Annotated in this window: 12 protein-coding genes and 1 pseudogene; 5 read left to right on the top strand and 8 right to left on the bottom strand. The window is 47.1% G+C overall.

Features of this window, described 5'->3' with window-relative positions; all coding sequences use genetic code 11:
- Positions 1–122: 122 nt before the first annotated feature.
- A complete protein-coding gene (locus tag DW657_RS02710) occupies positions 123–1,586 on the top strand; it encodes a DUF1846 domain-containing protein (RefSeq protein ID WP_118311315.1) in 1,464 nt (487 codons plus the stop codon).
- 181 nt (positions 1,587–1,767) lie between these two features.
- Here the strand turns inward: DW657_RS02710 and DW657_RS02705 are convergent, their stop codons facing one another.
- The 6 genes from DW657_RS02705 to DW657_RS02680 all read right to left on the bottom strand — a co-directional run bounded on the left by DW657_RS02705 (position 1,768) and on the right by DW657_RS02680 (position 7,838).
- A complete protein-coding gene (locus tag DW657_RS02705) occupies positions 1,768–2,196 on the bottom strand; it encodes a rhodanese-like domain-containing protein (protein ID WP_118311314.1) in 429 nt (142 codons plus the stop codon).
- Between the two features lie 82 nt (positions 2,197–2,278).
- Positions 2,279–3,220, bottom strand: a complete 942-nt coding sequence (locus DW657_RS02700) for a HipA domain-containing protein (RefSeq protein WP_118311313.1) — start codon at positions 3,218–3,220, stop codon at positions 2,279–2,281.
- Between the two features lie 15 nt (positions 3,221–3,235).
- Positions 3,236–3,616, bottom strand: a complete 381-nt coding sequence (locus DW657_RS02695; protein ID WP_118311312.1) for a HipA N-terminal domain-containing protein — start codon at positions 3,614–3,616, stop codon at positions 3,236–3,238.
- Positions 3,617–3,767: 151 nt separating this feature from the next.
- Complete coding sequence (locus tag DW657_RS02690) at positions 3,768–3,974, bottom strand: helix-turn-helix transcriptional regulator (protein ID WP_118311311.1); 207 nt, start codon at positions 3,972–3,974, stop codon at positions 3,768–3,770.
- Between the two features lie 245 nt (positions 3,975–4,219).
- The gene (gene yidC / locus DW657_RS02685; protein ID WP_118311310.1) at positions 4,220–6,157 is read right to left on the bottom strand and encodes a membrane protein insertase YidC; all 1,938 of its coding nucleotides are present in this window, start codon (positions 6,155–6,157) and stop codon (positions 4,220–4,222) included.
- 76 nt (positions 6,158–6,233) lie between these two features.
- Positions 6,234–7,838 carry a CTP synthase gene (locus DW657_RS02680; RefSeq protein WP_118311309.1) on the bottom strand — a complete coding sequence of 535 codons (1,605 nt, stop codon included), beginning with the start codon at positions 7,836–7,838 and terminating at the stop codon, positions 6,234–6,236.
- Between the two features lie 137 nt (positions 7,839–7,975).
- Between DW657_RS02680 and DW657_RS02675 the strand changes: the two genes are divergently transcribed.
- The gene (locus DW657_RS02675) at positions 7,976–9,253 is read left to right on the top strand and encodes a DUF3078 domain-containing protein (protein ID WP_118311308.1); all 1,278 of its coding nucleotides are present in this window, start codon (positions 7,976–7,978) and stop codon (positions 9,251–9,253) included.
- Positions 9,254–9,509: 256 nt separating this feature from the next.
- Here the strand turns inward: DW657_RS02675 and DW657_RS02670 are convergent, their stop codons facing one another.
- The gene (locus DW657_RS02670) at positions 9,510–10,700 is read right to left on the bottom strand and encodes a porin (RefSeq protein ID WP_118311307.1); all 1,191 of its coding nucleotides are present in this window, start codon (positions 10,698–10,700) and stop codon (positions 9,510–9,512) included.
- Positions 10,701–10,877: 177 nt separating this feature from the next.
- Positions 10,878–12,326 (bottom strand): annotated as a pseudogene (gene rlmD, locus DW657_RS02665) (23S rRNA (uracil(1939)-C(5))-methyltransferase RlmD); the annotation flags it as partial.
- 1,250 nt (positions 12,327–13,576) lie between these two features.
- Between rlmD and ppdK the strand changes: the two are divergent.
- From ppdK to DW657_RS02650, 3 genes are all read left to right on the top strand, one after another.
- On the top strand, positions 13,577–16,297 hold the full coding sequence (gene ppdK / locus DW657_RS02660; protein WP_118311306.1) for a pyruvate, phosphate dikinase: 2,721 nt from the start codon (positions 13,577–13,579) through the stop codon (positions 16,295–16,297).
- Positions 16,298–16,466: 169 nt separating this feature from the next.
- The gene (locus DW657_RS02655; RefSeq protein WP_118311305.1) at positions 16,467–17,948 is read left to right on the top strand and encodes a phage integrase SAM-like domain-containing protein; all 1,482 of its coding nucleotides are present in this window, start codon (positions 16,467–16,469) and stop codon (positions 17,946–17,948) included.
- Positions 17,949–18,008: 60 nt separating this feature from the next.
- The gene (locus tag DW657_RS02650; RefSeq protein ID WP_147381872.1) at positions 18,009–18,230 is read left to right on the top strand and encodes a hypothetical protein; all 222 of its coding nucleotides are present in this window, start codon (positions 18,009–18,011) and stop codon (positions 18,228–18,230) included.
- Positions 18,231–18,418: the final 188 nt, after the last annotated feature.

Genomic DNA, 18,418 nt, shown 5'->3' with positions numbered 1-18,418 from the left:
CAACAAGCATTTTCATGTCTTGGATGCCTATATGTAGCAGTTCTCTTTTATTTTTTCGGATAAAAGATTTGTTAGTACGATACTTTTTTTGTAATTTTGCACCGCAAAATATATAAAACACAATGAAAATAGGATTTGACAACGAGAAGTATCTGAAGATTCAGTCCGAACATATCAAGGAGAGAATCTCACAGTTTGATGGAAAGCTTTATCTCGAATTGGGAGGTAAGCTTTTCGATGACCATCACGCCAGCCGCGTTTTGCCAGGTTTCCAGCCTGATAGTAAGCTGCGCATGTTTCAGAAGATTAGCGATAGCATCGAGATTGTTATCGTGATCAGTGCTGCCGATATTGAGAAGAACAAGAAGCGTGCCGATCTGGGTATCACTTACGATGAGGATGTGCTTCGCCTGCGTGGTGAATTCCAAAACCGTGGTTTTATGGTGGGTTCTGTTGTTATTACTCATTTTAATGGTCAGCCTGCAGCCATCGCCTTCAAGCAGCGCTTGGAGCGTGAGGGCATCAAGACTTACTGCCATTATCTCATCGAGGGTTATCCTCACGATGTAGATCTCATTGCTTCTGATGAGGGTTTTGGCAAGAATGATTATGTAGAGACTGAGCGTCCGCTGGTGATTGTTACTGCTCCGGGTCCTGGTAGCGGTAAGATGGCTGTCTGCCTGAGCCAGCTTTATAACGAGAACAAGCGTGGTGTGCGTGCAGGCTATGCTAAGTTCGAGACATTCCCTGTATGGAATCTCCCATTGAAGCATCCGGTGAACATCGCTTACGAGGCAGCTACTGCCGATCTCAACGATGTGAACATGATCGACCCATTCCATCTGGAAGCTTACAATAAGATTGCCATCAATTACAACCGTGACGTAGAGATTTATCCAGTGCTCAATGCTTTGTTTGAGGGAATTTACGGAAGCAATCCATACAAGTCGCCTACGGATATGGGTGTGAATATGGTGGGCTTCTGCATTTCGGATGATGAGGCTTGCTGCGAGGCTTCGAAGGATGAGATTATCCGCCGTTATTATGCGGCTACCAACAAGTTGGCTGCCGGTGCGTGCAACGAGGAGGAGATCAGCAAGATTCAGCTGCTTTTCAAGCAGGCTAAGATTACTACGGATTATCGCAAGGTGACTGTAGCGGCTAAGGATCATAAGAAGGAGACAGGCCATACTTCTGCTGCGATTGAGTTGGAGGATGGAACGATTATCTGCGGTCACAGCAGTGAGTTGCTGGGTTGCAGTGCGGCATTGATCTTGAATGTAACCAAGCATCTGGCTGGCATCGACCACGAGTTGAAGTTGATTCCTCAGTCGATGATTGAGCCTATCCAGCATACCAAGATTAATTATCTCGGCGGTCATAATCCTCGTCTTCATACCGATGAGGTTCTTGTAGCCCTCTCTGTTCTCTCAGAGAATGATGATAACTGCAAGAAAGCTTTGGAGCAATTGCCTAAGCTCCGTGGCTGCCAGGCTCATTGCACCGTGATGCTGAGTGATGTAGATCAGAAGATCTTCAAGAAGCTTGGAGTGAATATCACCTGCGAGCCTGTGTTGAAGAAGTAAATTCGACCTGTACGGTTGAAATTACCCAATACGCCCTGAAAGGGCAGAAGCTCCTAGCCCAGGGCATCGCCCTGGGTAATTATGAACGCAAACCCGTCGCCCTGTAAGGGCAAAAGCTTTGTTTATTGCCTGTTTCTTTAAAGCTTTTGCCTTTACAGGGCGTTTTGGAAAAGGTACTTTTTTATCTTTCAACCGGCATTCCGAGCTTTGTCCAGTTGAGGATTCCCCCTTCCATATCATAGACCTTAAAGCCTTGCTTCTTCATTTTCAGGCATGCACCATGGCTCCGCTTTCCGCTTCTGCAATAGATGTAGTAGGTGCGGGATTTATCCAGCTGCTTGATGCCGGCATCGAATGCCTCGGGATTGAGGTAATCCAGTTGTTGGGCACCAGCCAGATGTCCTTCTGCATATTCCTTGGAAGTGCGGACATCGAGAAGGAAGCTGGTGGTATCTGCCTTTGCCTGGTTGATAAAGGCTTGAGGAGCCAATACGATGATGCCGTCGGATGGGGCTGTTTTTGCTGATGAGGCCGATTTGTCAACCTGTGCTGAGCAGCCGGTGGTTGATAAGCCAACAGCTGCTAAAAGTGATAAGAGTATTTTCTTCATATCTTGTTTTGTTTATACTATTCTTGCTTTTTTTGTTTTTTTCTTGTTTGTTCTGCTTGGCAGAAACAATTACAGAAAGAATTTATCTTAATGCCATGACTCGGCTGAGTATCAGTTTTTTATATTCCTTCTTCATACTATCCGGCAGAAAGGAGGCGTCTATCAGGTCGAGCCATTTCACGATGGAGCGACGGAACTTCTTGGCGATGTTATTGATCACTTTTTCGCTGAGTCCCGATGCTGTCATCACCTTGATGAAATCTGATTTCAGAATTTTTCTTTTTCTTCCATTCAGCGTCAGGGCGAGTTCCTCGGTATCTTCTGGCATCACTATCTTCGTGCAGAGCAGGTCGTATGCTGGGGTTAGTCCATAGCCCAGCTTCCTGTTGTTATAGAGCGAGAAGTTCTTGAGGTGCATATCGGCGTTGCCGGTAATCCACGAGAAGATGACTACCTCCCAATAGTTCACGAGATCAAGCTGCGAGAAGGAGGAATACTTCTTGATGAGCTTGGCAACCTGTTCGTAAGAACCTTTGTATTTGTATTCGGTAAGGCGCTCTGACAGCTGGCACATATCCTCCATTGGTACTTTGGTGCCATCATCCAGTCGGTCAATTCTTCGGGTGATGTAACAGAGTTCGCCATCGGCAAAGCGAATCAGACCATGCGGAACCACGGCGATTTTGGCGGCTTCGGCAAGATGCATCGTGAGGTCTTCTATTTCTGGAAGACAGCGATAGCGGTCGGTCTGGGGCTTGAGGATGTATTTTCCCCAGAGTCCTACAATGGTGAAGCGGGATGGTTCGTTCTTTCCGCCTGGGTTCACATCGAGCGAGAGCTTTGCCTGTACACCGGTGAGGGTGGTCTGGGCACGCACTACCTGTTTAGCCAGGTCGCCTATTTCCTTTCTAATATAGGGTAGGACAGGGGCTTCCTTGGTGCCGAAGAGTTTTCGGGCGCAAGCGGGGTGGTAATCTATCTGCCCTGGCTTGAGTGGTTTATAGCAATATAGACATTTCTCCATATTTCTTTTTCCTTTCTAGTTTTGAGATGAAGCGTTTGTTCCTTCTGCAGCTGAACTGTTCATTTCTTCTACAGGAGGTTCTTCTGCGGGGATGACGCTGACGGCTCCGATGCAATCCTTGCAGCAGGCGAGGAGGAGTGACATTCTATCCCGTTGGTTGATTTTCCAACTGCTTTCTGCGATATTCAGCAGCCATCCTTCGGGGATTAATCCATCGAAGAAGGGAAACAAAACGGTGTCGTGGTAGGGCTCGTCGGATAACGGGAGTGTGAGGCTCACGGCTTCGGCGCCATCCGATGCCAGATAATCTGCATCGTAGGCAAAGGTAAAGCCCGTTTCGTCTTCCGTCAGCAGGCCTACGTATTGGTCGTAGAGATAAATCTTTCCTTGTTTCATGGGATTTTAAAGCTTTTGCCCTTACAGGGCGTTTTTGTATATATTGCTGATACCCAGGGCGATGCCCTGGTCTAGGAGCTTCTGCCCTTTCAGGGCGTATGGGGCAAATCTGGCATATAGCCTTGCCTTGGCGTATGGGGCAGACCTAGCGTTATTCTTTTCTGATGGGAACGGGACCGATTTCCTGACCGAACAAGAGGAGGACCTGGTTTACCTTGTCGAGTCGCAGCGTTTCCTTTCCCTGTTCCAGTTCTCTTACGAATCTTAGGCCTACGCCCGATTTCGCCGCCAGATCTACTTGGGTCAATCCGAATTGCTTGCGCATTTCCTTGACGTATGATGATAATGTATTGCTCATATTTTATTTCTTTTATACCCTTTCGGGTAAAATCCTATTATTAATGATATTATATTATACCCTTTCGGTGGCAAATATACGAATAAAAAATGAAAATACCCCCGAAAAGGTATAATTTATAATATCATTTAACAAATTATACCTTTTCGGGGGTAGAAAAGCGAAATATATCCTTTGGGAAATAAAAAAGCGTAACGAATACCTTTACCGGTAATCATTACGCTTTCATTATTATCTAGAAAACTTTATTTTCCGAGATTATTCTTTTTCTCGTTCAGTTCTGCCTGCTTACGCTGCATCTCTTCCTGCTGCTGGCGCTGCAATTCCTGGAGGGCCTGCATTCTTGCCATGAGGCCGCTTGCCTTCTTAGGGTTGTTCTTGTTCTCCTGGTAGCGCTTCTCCAGAATGGCGAGGAGTTTCTCGTCGTTGGTGGTCTTGCGCAAGGTCCACATGATTGCGGCACTGAAGAACAATGAGATGAAGTAGTAGAAGTTCAAACCTGCTGAGTAGTCATTGAACATGAAGAAGAACATCAATGGCATGAGATACATCATCCACTGCATCATCTTCATCTGCTCTGCCTGCTGACCTACCATCTGGTCACGCTGCTGGCGCATCGTCATCCATGAGTACAACAGGTTGGCTACGCAGAAGAGAATACAGGTCAAACTCAAGTGGTCGCCAATCAACCAGATGTTGGTGTTCCACTCGAAGATTGGGTCGAAGGTGCTCAAGTCGTTCATCCACAAGAACTTCTCACCACGAAGCTGGATGGCATTAGGCACGAAGTTGAACATCGCAACCCAAACAGGCATCTGAATCAGCATTGGCAAGCAACCTGACAGTGGACTAACACCATACTTGGCATATTCTGCCATCATCGCCTGCTGCTTCTGCATCTGGTCCTCAGGCTTGTTGAACTGAGCGGTAGCTGCCTCGAGCTTTGGCTTCAGCACACGCATCTTGGCAGAACTCATATAGCTCTTCTTTACCATAGGGTAGGTGATGAGCTTGAGGAGCAATGTGATGAGAATCAATACGATACCCATTGGGAATACATTACTCAACCAGTCGAACACGTAGAGTGTGAAGAAACGGTTGATCCAGCGGATGATAGGCCATCCCAGATAAACGAGTTTCTGGAACTCCAGGTCCTTGCCGAAGGTGCTCTCCTTCTCTGTATTCTTCAGAATCTGGAAGTCGTTAGGACCAAAGTAGAACTCAAACTCAGATGCCTTCTTGCCGGTTGGGTCGAAGGCTGTCTTCATCTTAGCCTGGAACTGCTTCAGGTAGCCCGAACCCTTCTCCTGAGGAATAGAGGTCATGAAGGCATCCTTGTCGAAGTTGTCCTTAGCTACAATAATAGCTGAGAAGAACTGGTTCTTGAAAGATACCCAGTCGATAGTCTCTTCAATCTTCTCGTCGATTTTCTCGCTGCCCTCGTTCAGGTGGTCGGTGCCGCCCTCAGCCTCATGATAGGTGAGGGTGGTGTAGCGGTTCTCGAACATGAAGCCACGCTCCTGCTGGCGCGCCTTGTCGCTCCAGTCGATGCTCATCTTGTTGCAGTTAGGTGAGAACAGTCCTGCCATTCCCTCAGCCTGCAGGCTCATGTGGAGCATATAGTCGTCGCCGAGAGTATAGGTCATGCTGAGGGTCTTGCCTGGACCAGCCACTGCAGTCATGGTGACAGACTTGTCGGTCACGTTGGATGGTGTGAAATAGAAATCGCTGGTGATGATGTTGGCCTCCTTCGCCTCGAGCATGAACTTGAGGCTCTGGTCGTTGCCGTCGAAGAGAGTTACGTCCTTCTGGTCGGCAGAACCATCTTTCACCTTGAGGTTGTGACCCACGTATCCCTTGATGACTGCCTTCTCGACAGTACCACCCTTGGTGTTGAGAGTCAACTCAACCTTCTCATTTTTCAAAACTACTTTCTGAGCCTGACCCTTCAGCGCCGAATAGAAGAGGGCTGTAGAGTCTGCCTCAATTTTAGCCTTAGCATTCGCCTGGCGCTTAACAGCGGCAGTCTTGCTGGCTTTTTCCATCTCGGCGTGCTTCGCCTTGGCGATGGAGTCCTGAACGAATGCCGCTCTCTGCTCTTCGGCTGATGGCTGGTTGTACCAGCTAAAGCCTATCAGCACTACGGCAATCAGGAGGAAACCGATAATGTTGTTCTTATTCATTATTATTTTTATTGTTTTATTTTCTCTGAGAAGACAGCAAATGCTGTGCCATTCTGCTGCCTAAAGCCAGCCTGCGCTATTTCTTGTTAGCGATGGCTGTCTTTACAAAGTCAACAAACAATGGGTGTGGCTTCAATACCGTGCTCTGGTACTCTGGATGATACTGTGTTCCGATGTACCACTTCAAGCCCGGGATTTCAACTACCTCTACCAGGTCGCTTTCCGGATTGCGGCCTACGCACATCATGCCGTGCTTCTCGAATTCCTTCTGGAACTCGTTGTTGAACTCATAGCGATGGCGGTGGCGCTCCTGGATATGCTCCTTCTTATAGATGTTGAACACGCGACTGCCTTGTCTCAGCACGCATTCGTAGGCGCCGAGTCGCATGGTTCCACCCATGTTTGATATGTTTTTCTGCTCCTCCATGATGTCGATGACATTATGTGGAGTCTTCCCATCCATCTCACGCGAGTTGGCATCCTTGTAGCCCAATACGTTGCGGGCGAATTCGATGACGATCATCTGCATACCCAGGCAGATGCCGAAGGTAGGGATGTCGTGGGTGCGGGTATAGTGGGCAGCGATGATCTTGCCCTCGATGCCGCGCTGGCCGAATCCTGGGCAGATGACGATACCATCCTGCCCCTTCAGCTGCTCAGCCACGTTCTCTTCTGTGAGATATTCCGAGTTGATGAATGTAATGTTCACCTTGTGGTCGTTGTAGGTGCCGGCATGCGAGAGGCTCTCGCGGATGCTCTTGTAGGCATCCTGCAGGTCGTACTTTCCAACGAGACCGATGTTTACCACCTCTGTAGCCTTGTTTCTGCGGTCGAGGAAAGTTTTCCATGGACCCAGCGCAGGCTTCTCGCCGATAGGTTCTCCCATCTTGCGGAGGATGGCGGTGTCAAGGCCCTGGTTCTGCATGTTTACAGGCACCTCGTAGATGCTAGGAAGGTCTTCGCTCTGGATTACGCAGTCGATATCTACGTTACAGAAGCTAGCCACCTTCTTCAGGATTCCCTCATCGAGATGCTTCTCGGTGCGGAGAATCAGAACATCTGGCTGAATACCTACGCTCTGCAGTTCCTTCACGGAGTGCTGGGTAGGCTTTGTCTTCAACTCGCCTGCAGCCTTCAGATAAGGCACATAGGTGAGGTGCACATTGACGGCGTTCTTGCCCAGCTCCCATTTCAGCTGTCGGATAGCTTCCATATATGGGGCACTCTCGATGTCGCCGATGGTTCCGCCAATTTCGGTAATCACGAAGTCATAGTGATACTTCTTGCCGAGCAGCTTCACGTTGCGCTTGATCTCGTCGGTGATGTGAGGCACCACCTGGATGGTTTTGCCAAGATAATCGCCGCGACGTTCCTTGTCAATGACTGCCTTGTAGATACGACCAGTGGTGAGAGAATTCGCTTTCGTAGTCTGAATACCGGTGAATCGCTCGTAGTGTCCGAGGTCGAGGTCGGTCTCCATACCATCTACCGTTACGTAGCACTCACCATGCTCGTACGGGTTCAGTGTACCCGGGTCGATGTTGATGTATGGGTCAAACTTTTGGATAGTAATGTTGTAGCCTCTTGCTTGAAGAAGTTTACCGATGGATGAAGATATGATTCCTTTACCCAAAGAAGAAACCACACCACCGGTAACGAAGATGTACTTTGTATCAGCCACGATGTTTATAATTTAAATTAGAATTATTTGGGTGCAAAGTTACTATAAAATTATGAATTAGCCAAAATATTTGTAAAGAATGGCGTTGAATTTAGAATTATTTTGTTACCTTTGTGCCCAAATTAGTATATGAAGGAATGAAAATAAGATTTGGATTACTCATTTTAGCTTTGCTTGCGGGTGCTGTGACGGCAGATGCCCAACGTTCCCGCAGGCATAATGTGGTGGTGAAAACTCCATCGATAGTGAAAAGTTATGTGGACTCGCTGGCTCACATCAGGGAGCGTATCGACTCTGCTGAGATGTCTTCGGATGATTCCCGATATGCCATGCTCTTCACCCCACTCACGTATTATCGTTCACCTGCCAATCAGTTCCTGCGCCTCCGTCCTGAGGGAGGGGTAGGTGATTCGCTTGGCGTGATGCTCGATAAGACCTTGATGGATGTCTATCTCAACCGTCCAGACCTGGTGAAGACTACGCAGCGACATCTGGAAGAGGTGGGCGCTCCGATTGTGGCGGATTCTAAAGCCAAAAAGCCGAAGCGCGATATCATAGAAGAGGTGGCGCCTAAGGTCTTCGAACCGGAAACTGCGCCATCGGATATCGTGATTTTCAAGCCTAACTTCTGGACTTTCGGAGGTGATTACTATCTGCAGTTCCTGCAAAACTATGTGTCTGACAATTGGTATAAGGGTGGTGAGAGCAACTACTCTCTGTTGGGACGTGTAACGATGATGGCGAACTACAACAACAAGCAGAAGGTGAAGTGGGAGAATAAGCTGGAGATGCGATTGGGCTACCAGACTTCCAAGGGAGACTCGGTGCATTCGCTCAAGACATCTGACGACTTGATCCGATACACCAGCAAGTTGGGTCTTCAGGCATCCAGAAAATGGTATTATACCATCCAGATGGTGGCGCAGACGCAGTTTGCCCATGGTTACAAGAGTAATGACAAGAAGGTTTATTCCGATTTCTTCTCACCATTCAATCTGAACCTCTCTGTCGGTATGGATTATTCGGTGGATTGGCTCAACCACAGGTTGAAGGGTAGTGCCCATCTGGCTCCTTTGGCGTTCAACTGGAAGTATGTGGGCCGTGAGGATCTTGCCACAAGATATGGTTTGAAGGAGGGACAGCATGGTATGACCGATTACGGTTCTGAGTGTACCTTCGATCTGTCTTGGCAGGTGATGGAGAACCTGAAGTGGAAGACCCGTCTCTGGGCATATACTACTTACAAGCGTGCTGAGATAGAATGGGAAAATACGATTACCTTCCAGTTCAATCGTTATATTTCATCGAATATCTTCCTCTATCCTCGTTTCGATGATGGAGCAAAGCGTAAGGATGATCAGAGCTATTGGCAGTTCAAGGAGTTCATGTCTATCGGATTCTCTTACTCTTTCTAGAGAGATCGCCCCACACGCCCTGTGACGGTTTGCTCCCCACGCCCTTTAATGGTTTGCCCCACACGCCCTGAAAGGGCAGAAGCTCCTAGCCCAGGGCAACACCCTGGGTAAAAAAGCGCATTCAACAGGACGCCCTGTAAGGGCAAAAGCTTTCTAATATCTTTAAAGCTTTTGCCCTTACAGGGCGTCCTGTTGAATGCGCTTTTTTACCCAGGGTGTTGCCCTGGGCTAGGAGCTTCTGCCCTTTCAGGGCGTGTTAGAAGCGGAAGCAGACTTCTGCATCTGCCATGGAGTAATTGTGCTTGGCGAGGGTCTTGTCATTCACCAATGCATACTCGGTGAGGATGCTGATTCGCTTGCCGATGTGGAAGTTCAAACCTGCCTCATACTGCGTCTTCTGCATGTTGCTCTTGCCGTTAGGCTGATACATGTCGTAACGTGCCTTGAAGTCGATTCGGCTGTTCTTTGGCAGCTGAGCCAATGGGGCGATCACTAATCCGTAAACACCCTGTGCCTTATCGCCAATCTTCTCGTTCAGGCTGCAATCCTTGGAGTTGGCATCGTTGAAGCTGGTGAGACTCTTGGCAAATGCCTTGCCGGTAGAGTGGATGTACTCAGAACGTACAATCCAACCGTCTTTCTTGTATTCGAAAGAGAAGGCGTAGCGGTTCTGGTTCAGATTGCGAACCTCGTTGGTATGAGTAATCTCTTTTGCTGCGCCAGGAGTTACGCTAGAGGTTGGGTCGGCTACGGTTTCCGTCCAGTTACCCTTTCTTGCATAAGACCCCGTCCATCCGAAGGCACCGATACGCATGCCGCTTACTGGCATTACCCATACGCCACCAATCACATTCTTCTGATTGTCAACGTCCTTGGTGTTGGTTCCCTGTCCGTTGAATACACCAATCTGATAATGCAGCAGGTTGCGGCCGTTGGCATTCTTGAGGAAGTCACCCTGGAGCTGCAGACCGATGTCACGTCCATTGGATGCGTGTTCGCCGGCACGGTCGCTGAAACCCGCCAACTTGCTCACGTTCTGTGAATAACCCATGAAGCCCTGGTCGATAGGATGCATCGGGTTCTCGAAGGTAAATGGGTTCTTGAACTGACCAATCTTCACCTTGAAATAGTCGTACTTCTGCCATTCAGCAAACAGATCCACCATTCTTGGGCTTGAACCCAGGTTGGAAGTGTTGCCGTTAAACTGAATCTGAGTCTTCCAGTAGAAGTCGTCTGCAATGCGACCCTCCAAGGCGATACGGCCCATTCGGATGTTGAACGAGTTGGATTCCGCATTCTTTTGCCCGCTGTACTGATACTGGGTCATTCCATAACCCGACAATTTCACATTGCTCAACCATGAAGGCAATTCGATGGTCTGCTTTTTCTGGGCGCTGGCTGAGACTGCAGTCAAAGCCATGAGCGCCAGGATGATACCTTTTTTCATCTTATTTCTATTTTGTTTTTAGGTTTATTTCTTGGCAGCGAGTTCCTCTGCTGTGAGGTCTTCTGCTTTGGCTGCTTCCAATGCAAGCTTTTCAGCCTCCTTGGCAGCCTTGGCTTCTGCTATCGCCTTCTCACGCTCCTTGCGCTCCTTCTTCTTCTGCTTGATTTCAGCATCGCTGCGCTTTTCGAGCAATACCACGTTCTCTACGTGAGGAGTATGAGGGAACATATCTACCGGCTGAACGGCAGCCACCTTGTAGTGGTCGTCCATCAGCTGCAGGTCGCGAGCCTGGGTAGCTGGGTTGCAGCTTACATATACGATGCGGTTAGGTGCTGCGTTCAGAATCACGTTCACTACATCCGGGTGCATGCCGGCACGTGGAGGGTCGGTGATGATGACGTCTGGACGACCGTGTTGGGCGATGAATTCGTTGGTCAGAATATCCTTCATGTCGCCTGCATAGAAGAGGGTGTTCTCGATGTTGTTTACCTGGGAATTCACCTTGGCATCCTCGATAGCCTCTGGTACGTACTCGATACCGATCACCTTCTTTGCCTTGTGAGCCACGAAGTTGGCGATGGTTCCGGTACCGGTGTAGAGGTCGTAAACCAGCTCATCTCCGGTGAGGTTGGCAAACTCGCGAGCCACGCAGTAGAGGTGGTAAGCCTGCTCGGTGTTAGTCTGATAGAAACTCTTAGGACCTACTTTGAACTTCAAATCCTCCATCAGCTCGAAGATGTGGTCGTTGCCCTTGAAGAGGCTGAGGTCCAGATCGTTGATGGTATCATTTCCCTTCTGGTTATCCACATACATGAGCGATGTGATCTGAGGGAACTTGTCTGCCACCTGCTGCATCAGTTCCAAGGCTCTCTGCTCATCTCCCTCCTCATCGTAGTGGAACTGGAATACAAGCATCCACTCGCCTGTGTTCGAATTGCGGATCATCATGTCGCGGAGCAATCCGTGCTGCTCACGAAGATCGTAGAAGGTATAGTTGTGGGAGTCTGCGTATTCGAAAACGAAGTTGCGGATTTCGTTGCAGAGGTCATCCATCAGCCAGCACTTCTTGATAGGATAAATCTTGTCGAAGGCTCCGGTGATATGAAAACCGATGGCATTCTGTGCGTGACGCTCCTTGAGTGAAGTTACGGTATCATCCTCTTTCTGAGGAAGTTGAGCCAACTCTTCAGAAGTAAACCAGCGCTTGTTGCTGCATCCGAACTCAATCTTGTTACGGTACTCCTGGGTCTTCACGCTGCCCATGATAGGGCGGAATTCAGGGAGTTCGATTTTGCCGATGCGGGTGAGCTGGTCTTCCACCTGCTTCTGCTTCGCCTTGATCTGTTCCTCGTAAGGAAGGTTCTGCCATTTGCAACCGCCACAGATGCCGAAGTGCTCGCACATAGGCTCCTGTCTTACGTCGCTCTTCTTGATGAAGCGAACTACCTTCGCCTCGCAATACTTATGTTTTTTCTTAACTACCTGCAAATCTACCACATCGCCAGGCACGCAGAAAGGCACGAAGATGACCTGGTCATCTACGCGAGTGATGCACTTACCCTCGGCTGCTACGGCCTCGATGGTGATGTTCTCCAAGAGAGGTAATGGTTTACGTTTTCTTGCCATAATTCAAATTTGTTTTTTTATGGCTGCAAAGTTAATACATTTTTGCGAGAAATGAAAGAGTTGTCCCGGATTTTTTCAGTCTTTGTTCCGGATGTTGTGAGGTAGAGAGGAATGAATGGTGAGGGAGATAGGAGGGGAAAGGGAAAGAAAGACGAGAGGAAAAGGTGAATGAGGTGAAAGTGAAAAGGTGAATGAGGTGAATGGTGAACTGGGTGAATTTGATGAATATGCTGCGAATGGCAAAAAGGTCAAAAGGTCAAAAGGTCAAAAGTGACTTTTCGTAAAAAGAGATGGGTTGATGCCAGTTTCTTGATTATTGTTGATGCCTGTTTCTTGAATATTCTGGTATAAGATTTCTTCTATATATAATAAAGTAGTACTTACGCGCGTACATTATTAAATGCTTTTTTGATAATTAATGGTATTTAATAGTCTTAATCTTGATATTTGATTATTGTTATATGATGTTTAGGATTCGTCTCATTTCTGTTCTTTGAAAAATCACATTCGCAAAACCGACTGATTCACCCAATTCACCATTCACCTCGTTCACCTTTTCACTTTCACTTTTTCCCTTTCACATTTTCACTTTTGTCAAATGTGACTTTTGACCTTTTGACCTTTTGACTTTTTTACTTTTTCTAGAACGCAAGTCCGCTAGGCGTCCCGCCGGATTTGCAATCCGGCGTTAAAAAATGTCCTAACCTATTTCGGCTCTGCGGATTTGTAATCCGCAGCAAAGGAGTATGCTTTTTCTTTTATAGGGGGATTACAAATCCCCCGTTGTCTATAGGTCGAACCTTTTTTAACGACGGATTGCAAATCCGCCGGGACGCCTGCCGGGGTCAAATCCGCCGGGACGCCTGGCGGAAGACTTTCTTATGACACACCCTCACCTTTCCTCTCCCGATGCCCTTTTTCCTACGTCGCGACGTAGCAATTCCTGCGTCCCGACGTAATAATTCCCGCGTCGCGACGTAGGAAAAAGGGGGCCCTGAGGGGATATTCTGCCCCTCAGAGTGTCAGAATCTCTTTCTTCGCCAACTTATAAATTCCTCTCAATCGTTGCATATTGATAGTAGATTGTTAAAAATAGTCCCGTGTGTGCGGCAACAGTGTGAAATGTAATCTCGAGATAGCAAAAAAGAGTATAAAAGTTTGGTAGTTTCAGAGAAATGTTGTATATTTGCATCATCAACAAAAAATTGATAATAACTAGAATTATATAATATTTTTGAACCTATAACAAAATGAACGAAAAAAGAGTTTATACGTTCGGCAATGGACAAGCCGAAGGAAATGCGAAGATGCGCGAAGTTCTTGGCGGTAAGGGTGCAAACCTCGCTGAGATGAATCTTATCGGTGTACCTGTTCCTCCAGGTTTCACTATCACAACTGACACTTGTAATGAGTATTATGAGGTAGGTGAGGAAAAAATCAAGGAACTTCTTCAGGATGAAGTAATGGCTGCTGTAGCTCATACAGAGGCTTTGATGAACAGCAAGTTCGGTTCCGTAGAGAATCCTCTCCTCGTTTCAGTACGTTCAGGTGCTCGCGCATCTATGCCAGGTATGATGGATACCATCCTCAACCTTGGTTTGAATGATGAGGTGGCTGAGGGTATGGTCAAGAAGACCGGTAATCCTCATTTCGTTTACGATTCATATCGTCGTTTCGTACAGATGTACGGTGATGTTGTTATGGGTCTTAAGCCAGTTAACAAGGAAGACATCGATCCATTCGAGGCTATCATCGAAAAGGTGAAGGAAGAGCAGGGTGTTACTCTCGACAAGGACCTCTCTGTAGAGTCTCTCAAGAAGCTCGTTGAGCTCTTCAAGGCTGCTATCAAGGAGCAGACTGGTCAGGATTTCCCTACCAATCCTATCGAGCAGCTCTGGGGTGCTATCTGCGCAGTATTCCGTTCTTGGATGAACGAGCGCGCTATCCTCTACCGTAAGATGGAAGGTATTCCTGATGAGTGGGGTACTGCCGTTTCTGTGATGGCGATGGTATTCGGTAACATGGGTGAAACTTCTGCTACTGGTGTTTGCTTCTCTCGTGATGCAGGTAATGGTGAGAACCTCTTCAATGGTGAGTATCTTATCAATGCGCAGGGTGAGGACGTTGTAGCTGGTATCCGTACACCACAGCAGATTACAAAGATCGGTTCTCAGCGCTGGGCTGAGCGTGCTGGCATCTCTGAGGAGGAGCGCGTAGCTAAGTATCCTTCTATGGAAGAGGCTATGCCTGAGCTTTACAAGGAACTCGATGCTCTCCAGGATAAGCTGGAGCACCACTATCACGATATGCAGGACATGGAGTTCACCGTACAGGAAGGCAAGCTCTGGTTCCTCCAGACACGTAACGGTAAGCGTACAGGTACCGCTATGGTGAAGATTGCTATGGATCTCCTCCACGAGGGTATGATCGATGAGAAGACTGCTATCCTGCGCTGTGAGCCTCAGAAGCTCGATGAGCTTTTGCACCCAGTATTCGATAAGCTGGCGCTCTCTAAGGCTAAGGTCATCACTCAGGGTCTCCCTGCTTCTCCAGGTGCTGCCTGCGGTCAGATCGTATTCCACGCTGACGATGCTCAGGAGTGGCACGAGGATGGCAAGAAGGTCATCATGGTTCGTATCGAAACATCTCCTGAGGACCTCGCTGGTATGTCTGCTGCCGAGGGTATCCTTACCGCTCGTGGTGGTATGACTTCTCACGCTGCCGTTGTAGCCCGTGGTATGGGTAAGTGCTGTGTATCAGGTGCCGGCTCTATCAACGTTGACTATAAGTCTAAGACTGTAGAGATTGAGGGCGTAGTTTACAAGGAGGGTGATTACATCTCTCTGAACGGTACTACTGGTCAGGTTTACGCAGGACAGATTGAGACAAAGGCTGCAGAGCTTTCAGGCGACTTCAAGGAGCTGATGGACCTCTGCGACAAGTATACTAAGATGGAGATCCGTACCAATGCAGATACTCCACACGATGCTGAGGTAGCTCGTGCATTCGGAGCCAAGGGTATCGGTTTGACCCGTACAGAGCACATGTTCTTCGATGATCAGAAGATTGTTGCCATGCGTGAGATGATTCTGGCAGGTACTGTAGAGGGTCGCGAGAAGGCTCTTGCCAAGCTCCTCCCATATCAGAAGGCTGACTTCTACGGCATCTTGAAGGCTATGGATGGCTGCCACGTGAACATCCGCTTGCTCGACCCACCTCTCCACGAGTTCGTACCACACGATTTGGCTGGTCAGCAGACTATGGCCAAGGAGATGGGCGTAAGCGTTGAGGAAATCAAGAAGCGCGTGAACTCTCTGGCAGAGAACAACCCTATGCTCGGTCATCGTGGTTGCCGTCTCGGTATCACATTCCCTGAGATTACAGCTATGCAGACTCGTGCCATCCTCGGTGCAGCTTGCGAGTTGAAGAAGGAAGGTTACAACCCATGTCCAGAAATCATGGTTCCTCTTATCGGTACCGTTCAGGAGCTCAAGCAGCAGAAGGCTATCATCCTCGCTACTTCTAAGGAAGTATTCATCGAGTACGGCGTAGAGGTTGAGTTCGAGATAGGAACTATGATTGAGATTCCACGTGCTGCCCTTACTGCAGGTCAGATTGCAGAAGAGGCTCAGTACTTCTCATTCGGTACTAACGACTTGACACAGATGACCTTCGGTTACTCTCGTGACGACATCGCTTCATTCCTCCCTGCATATATGGAGAAGAAGATCTTGAAGGTTGACCCATTCCAGGTTCTCGACCAGGAGGGTGTTGGTCAGCTCATCAAAATGGCAGTAGAGAATGGTCGTGCTACCCGTCCTAACCTCCGCACAGGTATCTGCGGTGAGCATGGTGGTGAGCCTTCATCAGTTAAGTTCTGTGCTAAGGTTGGTATGAACTATGCTTCATGTTCTCCATTCCGTGTGCCTATCGCACGTTTGGCTGCGGCTCAGGCTGCTGTTGAGGAATAAAGAATATTTGTTGATTATCAGTTAATTAAGAGGAAAGTCCTTTAAACAGGGGCTTTCCTCTTAATTCGTTTTTAGCAATAGTAGCACTAAAATGCTAAAAATGAAACGAAATGTTTAGAAAAGTTTTAGAGTAATTTTGTTTAACGTTTAGAGCGTGTTTAGAAGTTTTATGGCTACATTTAAGGTAATTGTTCAGAAACAGAGAAATGATGGCTTTTGGCCAGTTTACATCCGTATCACTCACAATCGTGGAGTGAAATATATAAGGACGGATAAGATAGTTGATTCTAAAGGTGTGGACAAGAAAAACAGAGAGGTTAAGGATCCTTTTGTTATTCAGTCTTGTTCTGCAAGAATCGCAAAGTTTGCAGAGTTGTTGAATAAGGTGGAGATTAGAAAGTGGAGCGTCCATGATGTTGTGGCATATTTGGAGAAAGGTACTGCGGACATATGTTTTTCTGACTACGCTAGAAAATATCATGATGAAATGTATAATGATGGGCATGAGCGAAATGCAAGAAACTACGAATTGGCTTATCAGCATTTGGAAAGATATGCCGGAAGCAACAAGGTTATGTTCTCCCAGCTTACTACCCAGTTTATCAATGGTTGGATAAAAACTCTATCTAAGACAGCTAGAGCCAAGGAGATGTACCCTGTTTGTGTGAGACAGATTTTCAAGCAAGCATTGGCTGAGTTCAATGATTATGATAATGGTATGATTCGAATCACTACAAATCCTTGGCTAAAGGTGAAAATACCAAGTTCTGATGTTCCTGAGAAGAAGGCCATCACCATGGAAGAAGTTCGGGCGTTCTTTGCTGCCCCACTTCCAGAGAGCGACAGAGTCTTTCCTTTGCCAGAATTAGGCAGGGATGTTGCTATGATGGTCATGTGCTTGGCTGGTATCAATACCGTTGATATTTACAGGTTGAAGAAAAAGGACTATCATGATGGAATAATTGGCTATGAGCGAGCAAAGACAAGAAATGCCCGACGAGATAATGCTTATATCGAGATGCGAGTGCCTGGAATCATCCTGCCTTTATTTGAGAAGTATTTGGATAAGACCGAGTCGCCTTACTTGTTTAATTTCCACCAAAGAATGACTTCCAGTGACTCTTTCGGTGCCAATGTCAACATTGGCATAAGAAAAGTTTGCGAGAAATCACTTGGTATGAAGCATGATGAAACTTATTGCGTCTATACTTTTCGCCATACGTGGGCTACTGTGGCTCAAAATGAATGTGGGGCTACGTTGGCAGAGGTTGGCTTTGCAATGAACCACTCTGATCGCTATAGAGTTACGAGAACTTATGTGAAGCTAGATTTTACGCCAGCCTGGGAACTCAATGAAAAGGTGGTGGAGAAGATTTTCTTCACGGAAGATCGCTCTACTACTCATGTTTCAGATGAGAAAGGTGACCATTTCGAAAGATTCTCATATAAGCAGCTCATCAAAGGTACGCTGTATTATAGAGGCAAGGCTCTAGTGAAGGTGGAAGATGTCGGCTTCAATAATGTAAATGATGTTATTGAATATCTTATGGCTAGAATGCCAGATACCATCCCTGCAAGAACGATGGTTCAAATCCGTATCGAAAACAAAGATAAGGGGCAAACTAAGGATTATAGTAGAATAGTGAAATAAATATTAGTAATAACTTGCAAGTTACGAAACTTTTTCGTAACTTTGCCAACAATTAAGAAAATGAAACAGAAAAATGAGAAAGAAAGGTTTATCAGAGAAACTGTAATCAAGTATTTCTTTGACATGAGCAAATCTACATACACTATCATGGTCTTGGGTGGATTGGCGGCACTTTTTAAAATAATAAAGACAGACCAAGATGGCACGGTATCGGCTATATACTTGGGGATTGTCTTGACAATAGTCTTGGCTATAATTGGATTAATAATATCAAAAAGATAGAATTATGAATGCTTTAGGATTAACTTTTGCTATTTGCTTAGTGCCAGCATTGGCTTTTTTAGCATGGCTTTATACCCCATGGGGTAAGAAATGGTCTAAAGAACTTTGAGTATTAAGACAAAGAGAGGTGGCAAAGTTGATTTGTTACCTCTTTTTTGGTTTCGGCTGCTCCCTCTTCAGTCGCAGCC

This window comes from Prevotella sp. AM23-5 (assembly GCF_003473645.1).
Taxonomy (GTDB): domain Bacteria; phylum Bacteroidota; class Bacteroidia; order Bacteroidales; family Bacteroidaceae; genus Prevotella; species Prevotella copri_A.
Note: the sequence above shows the minus strand (reverse complement) of the source record. Positions and strands in the feature narration are given on the sequence as shown.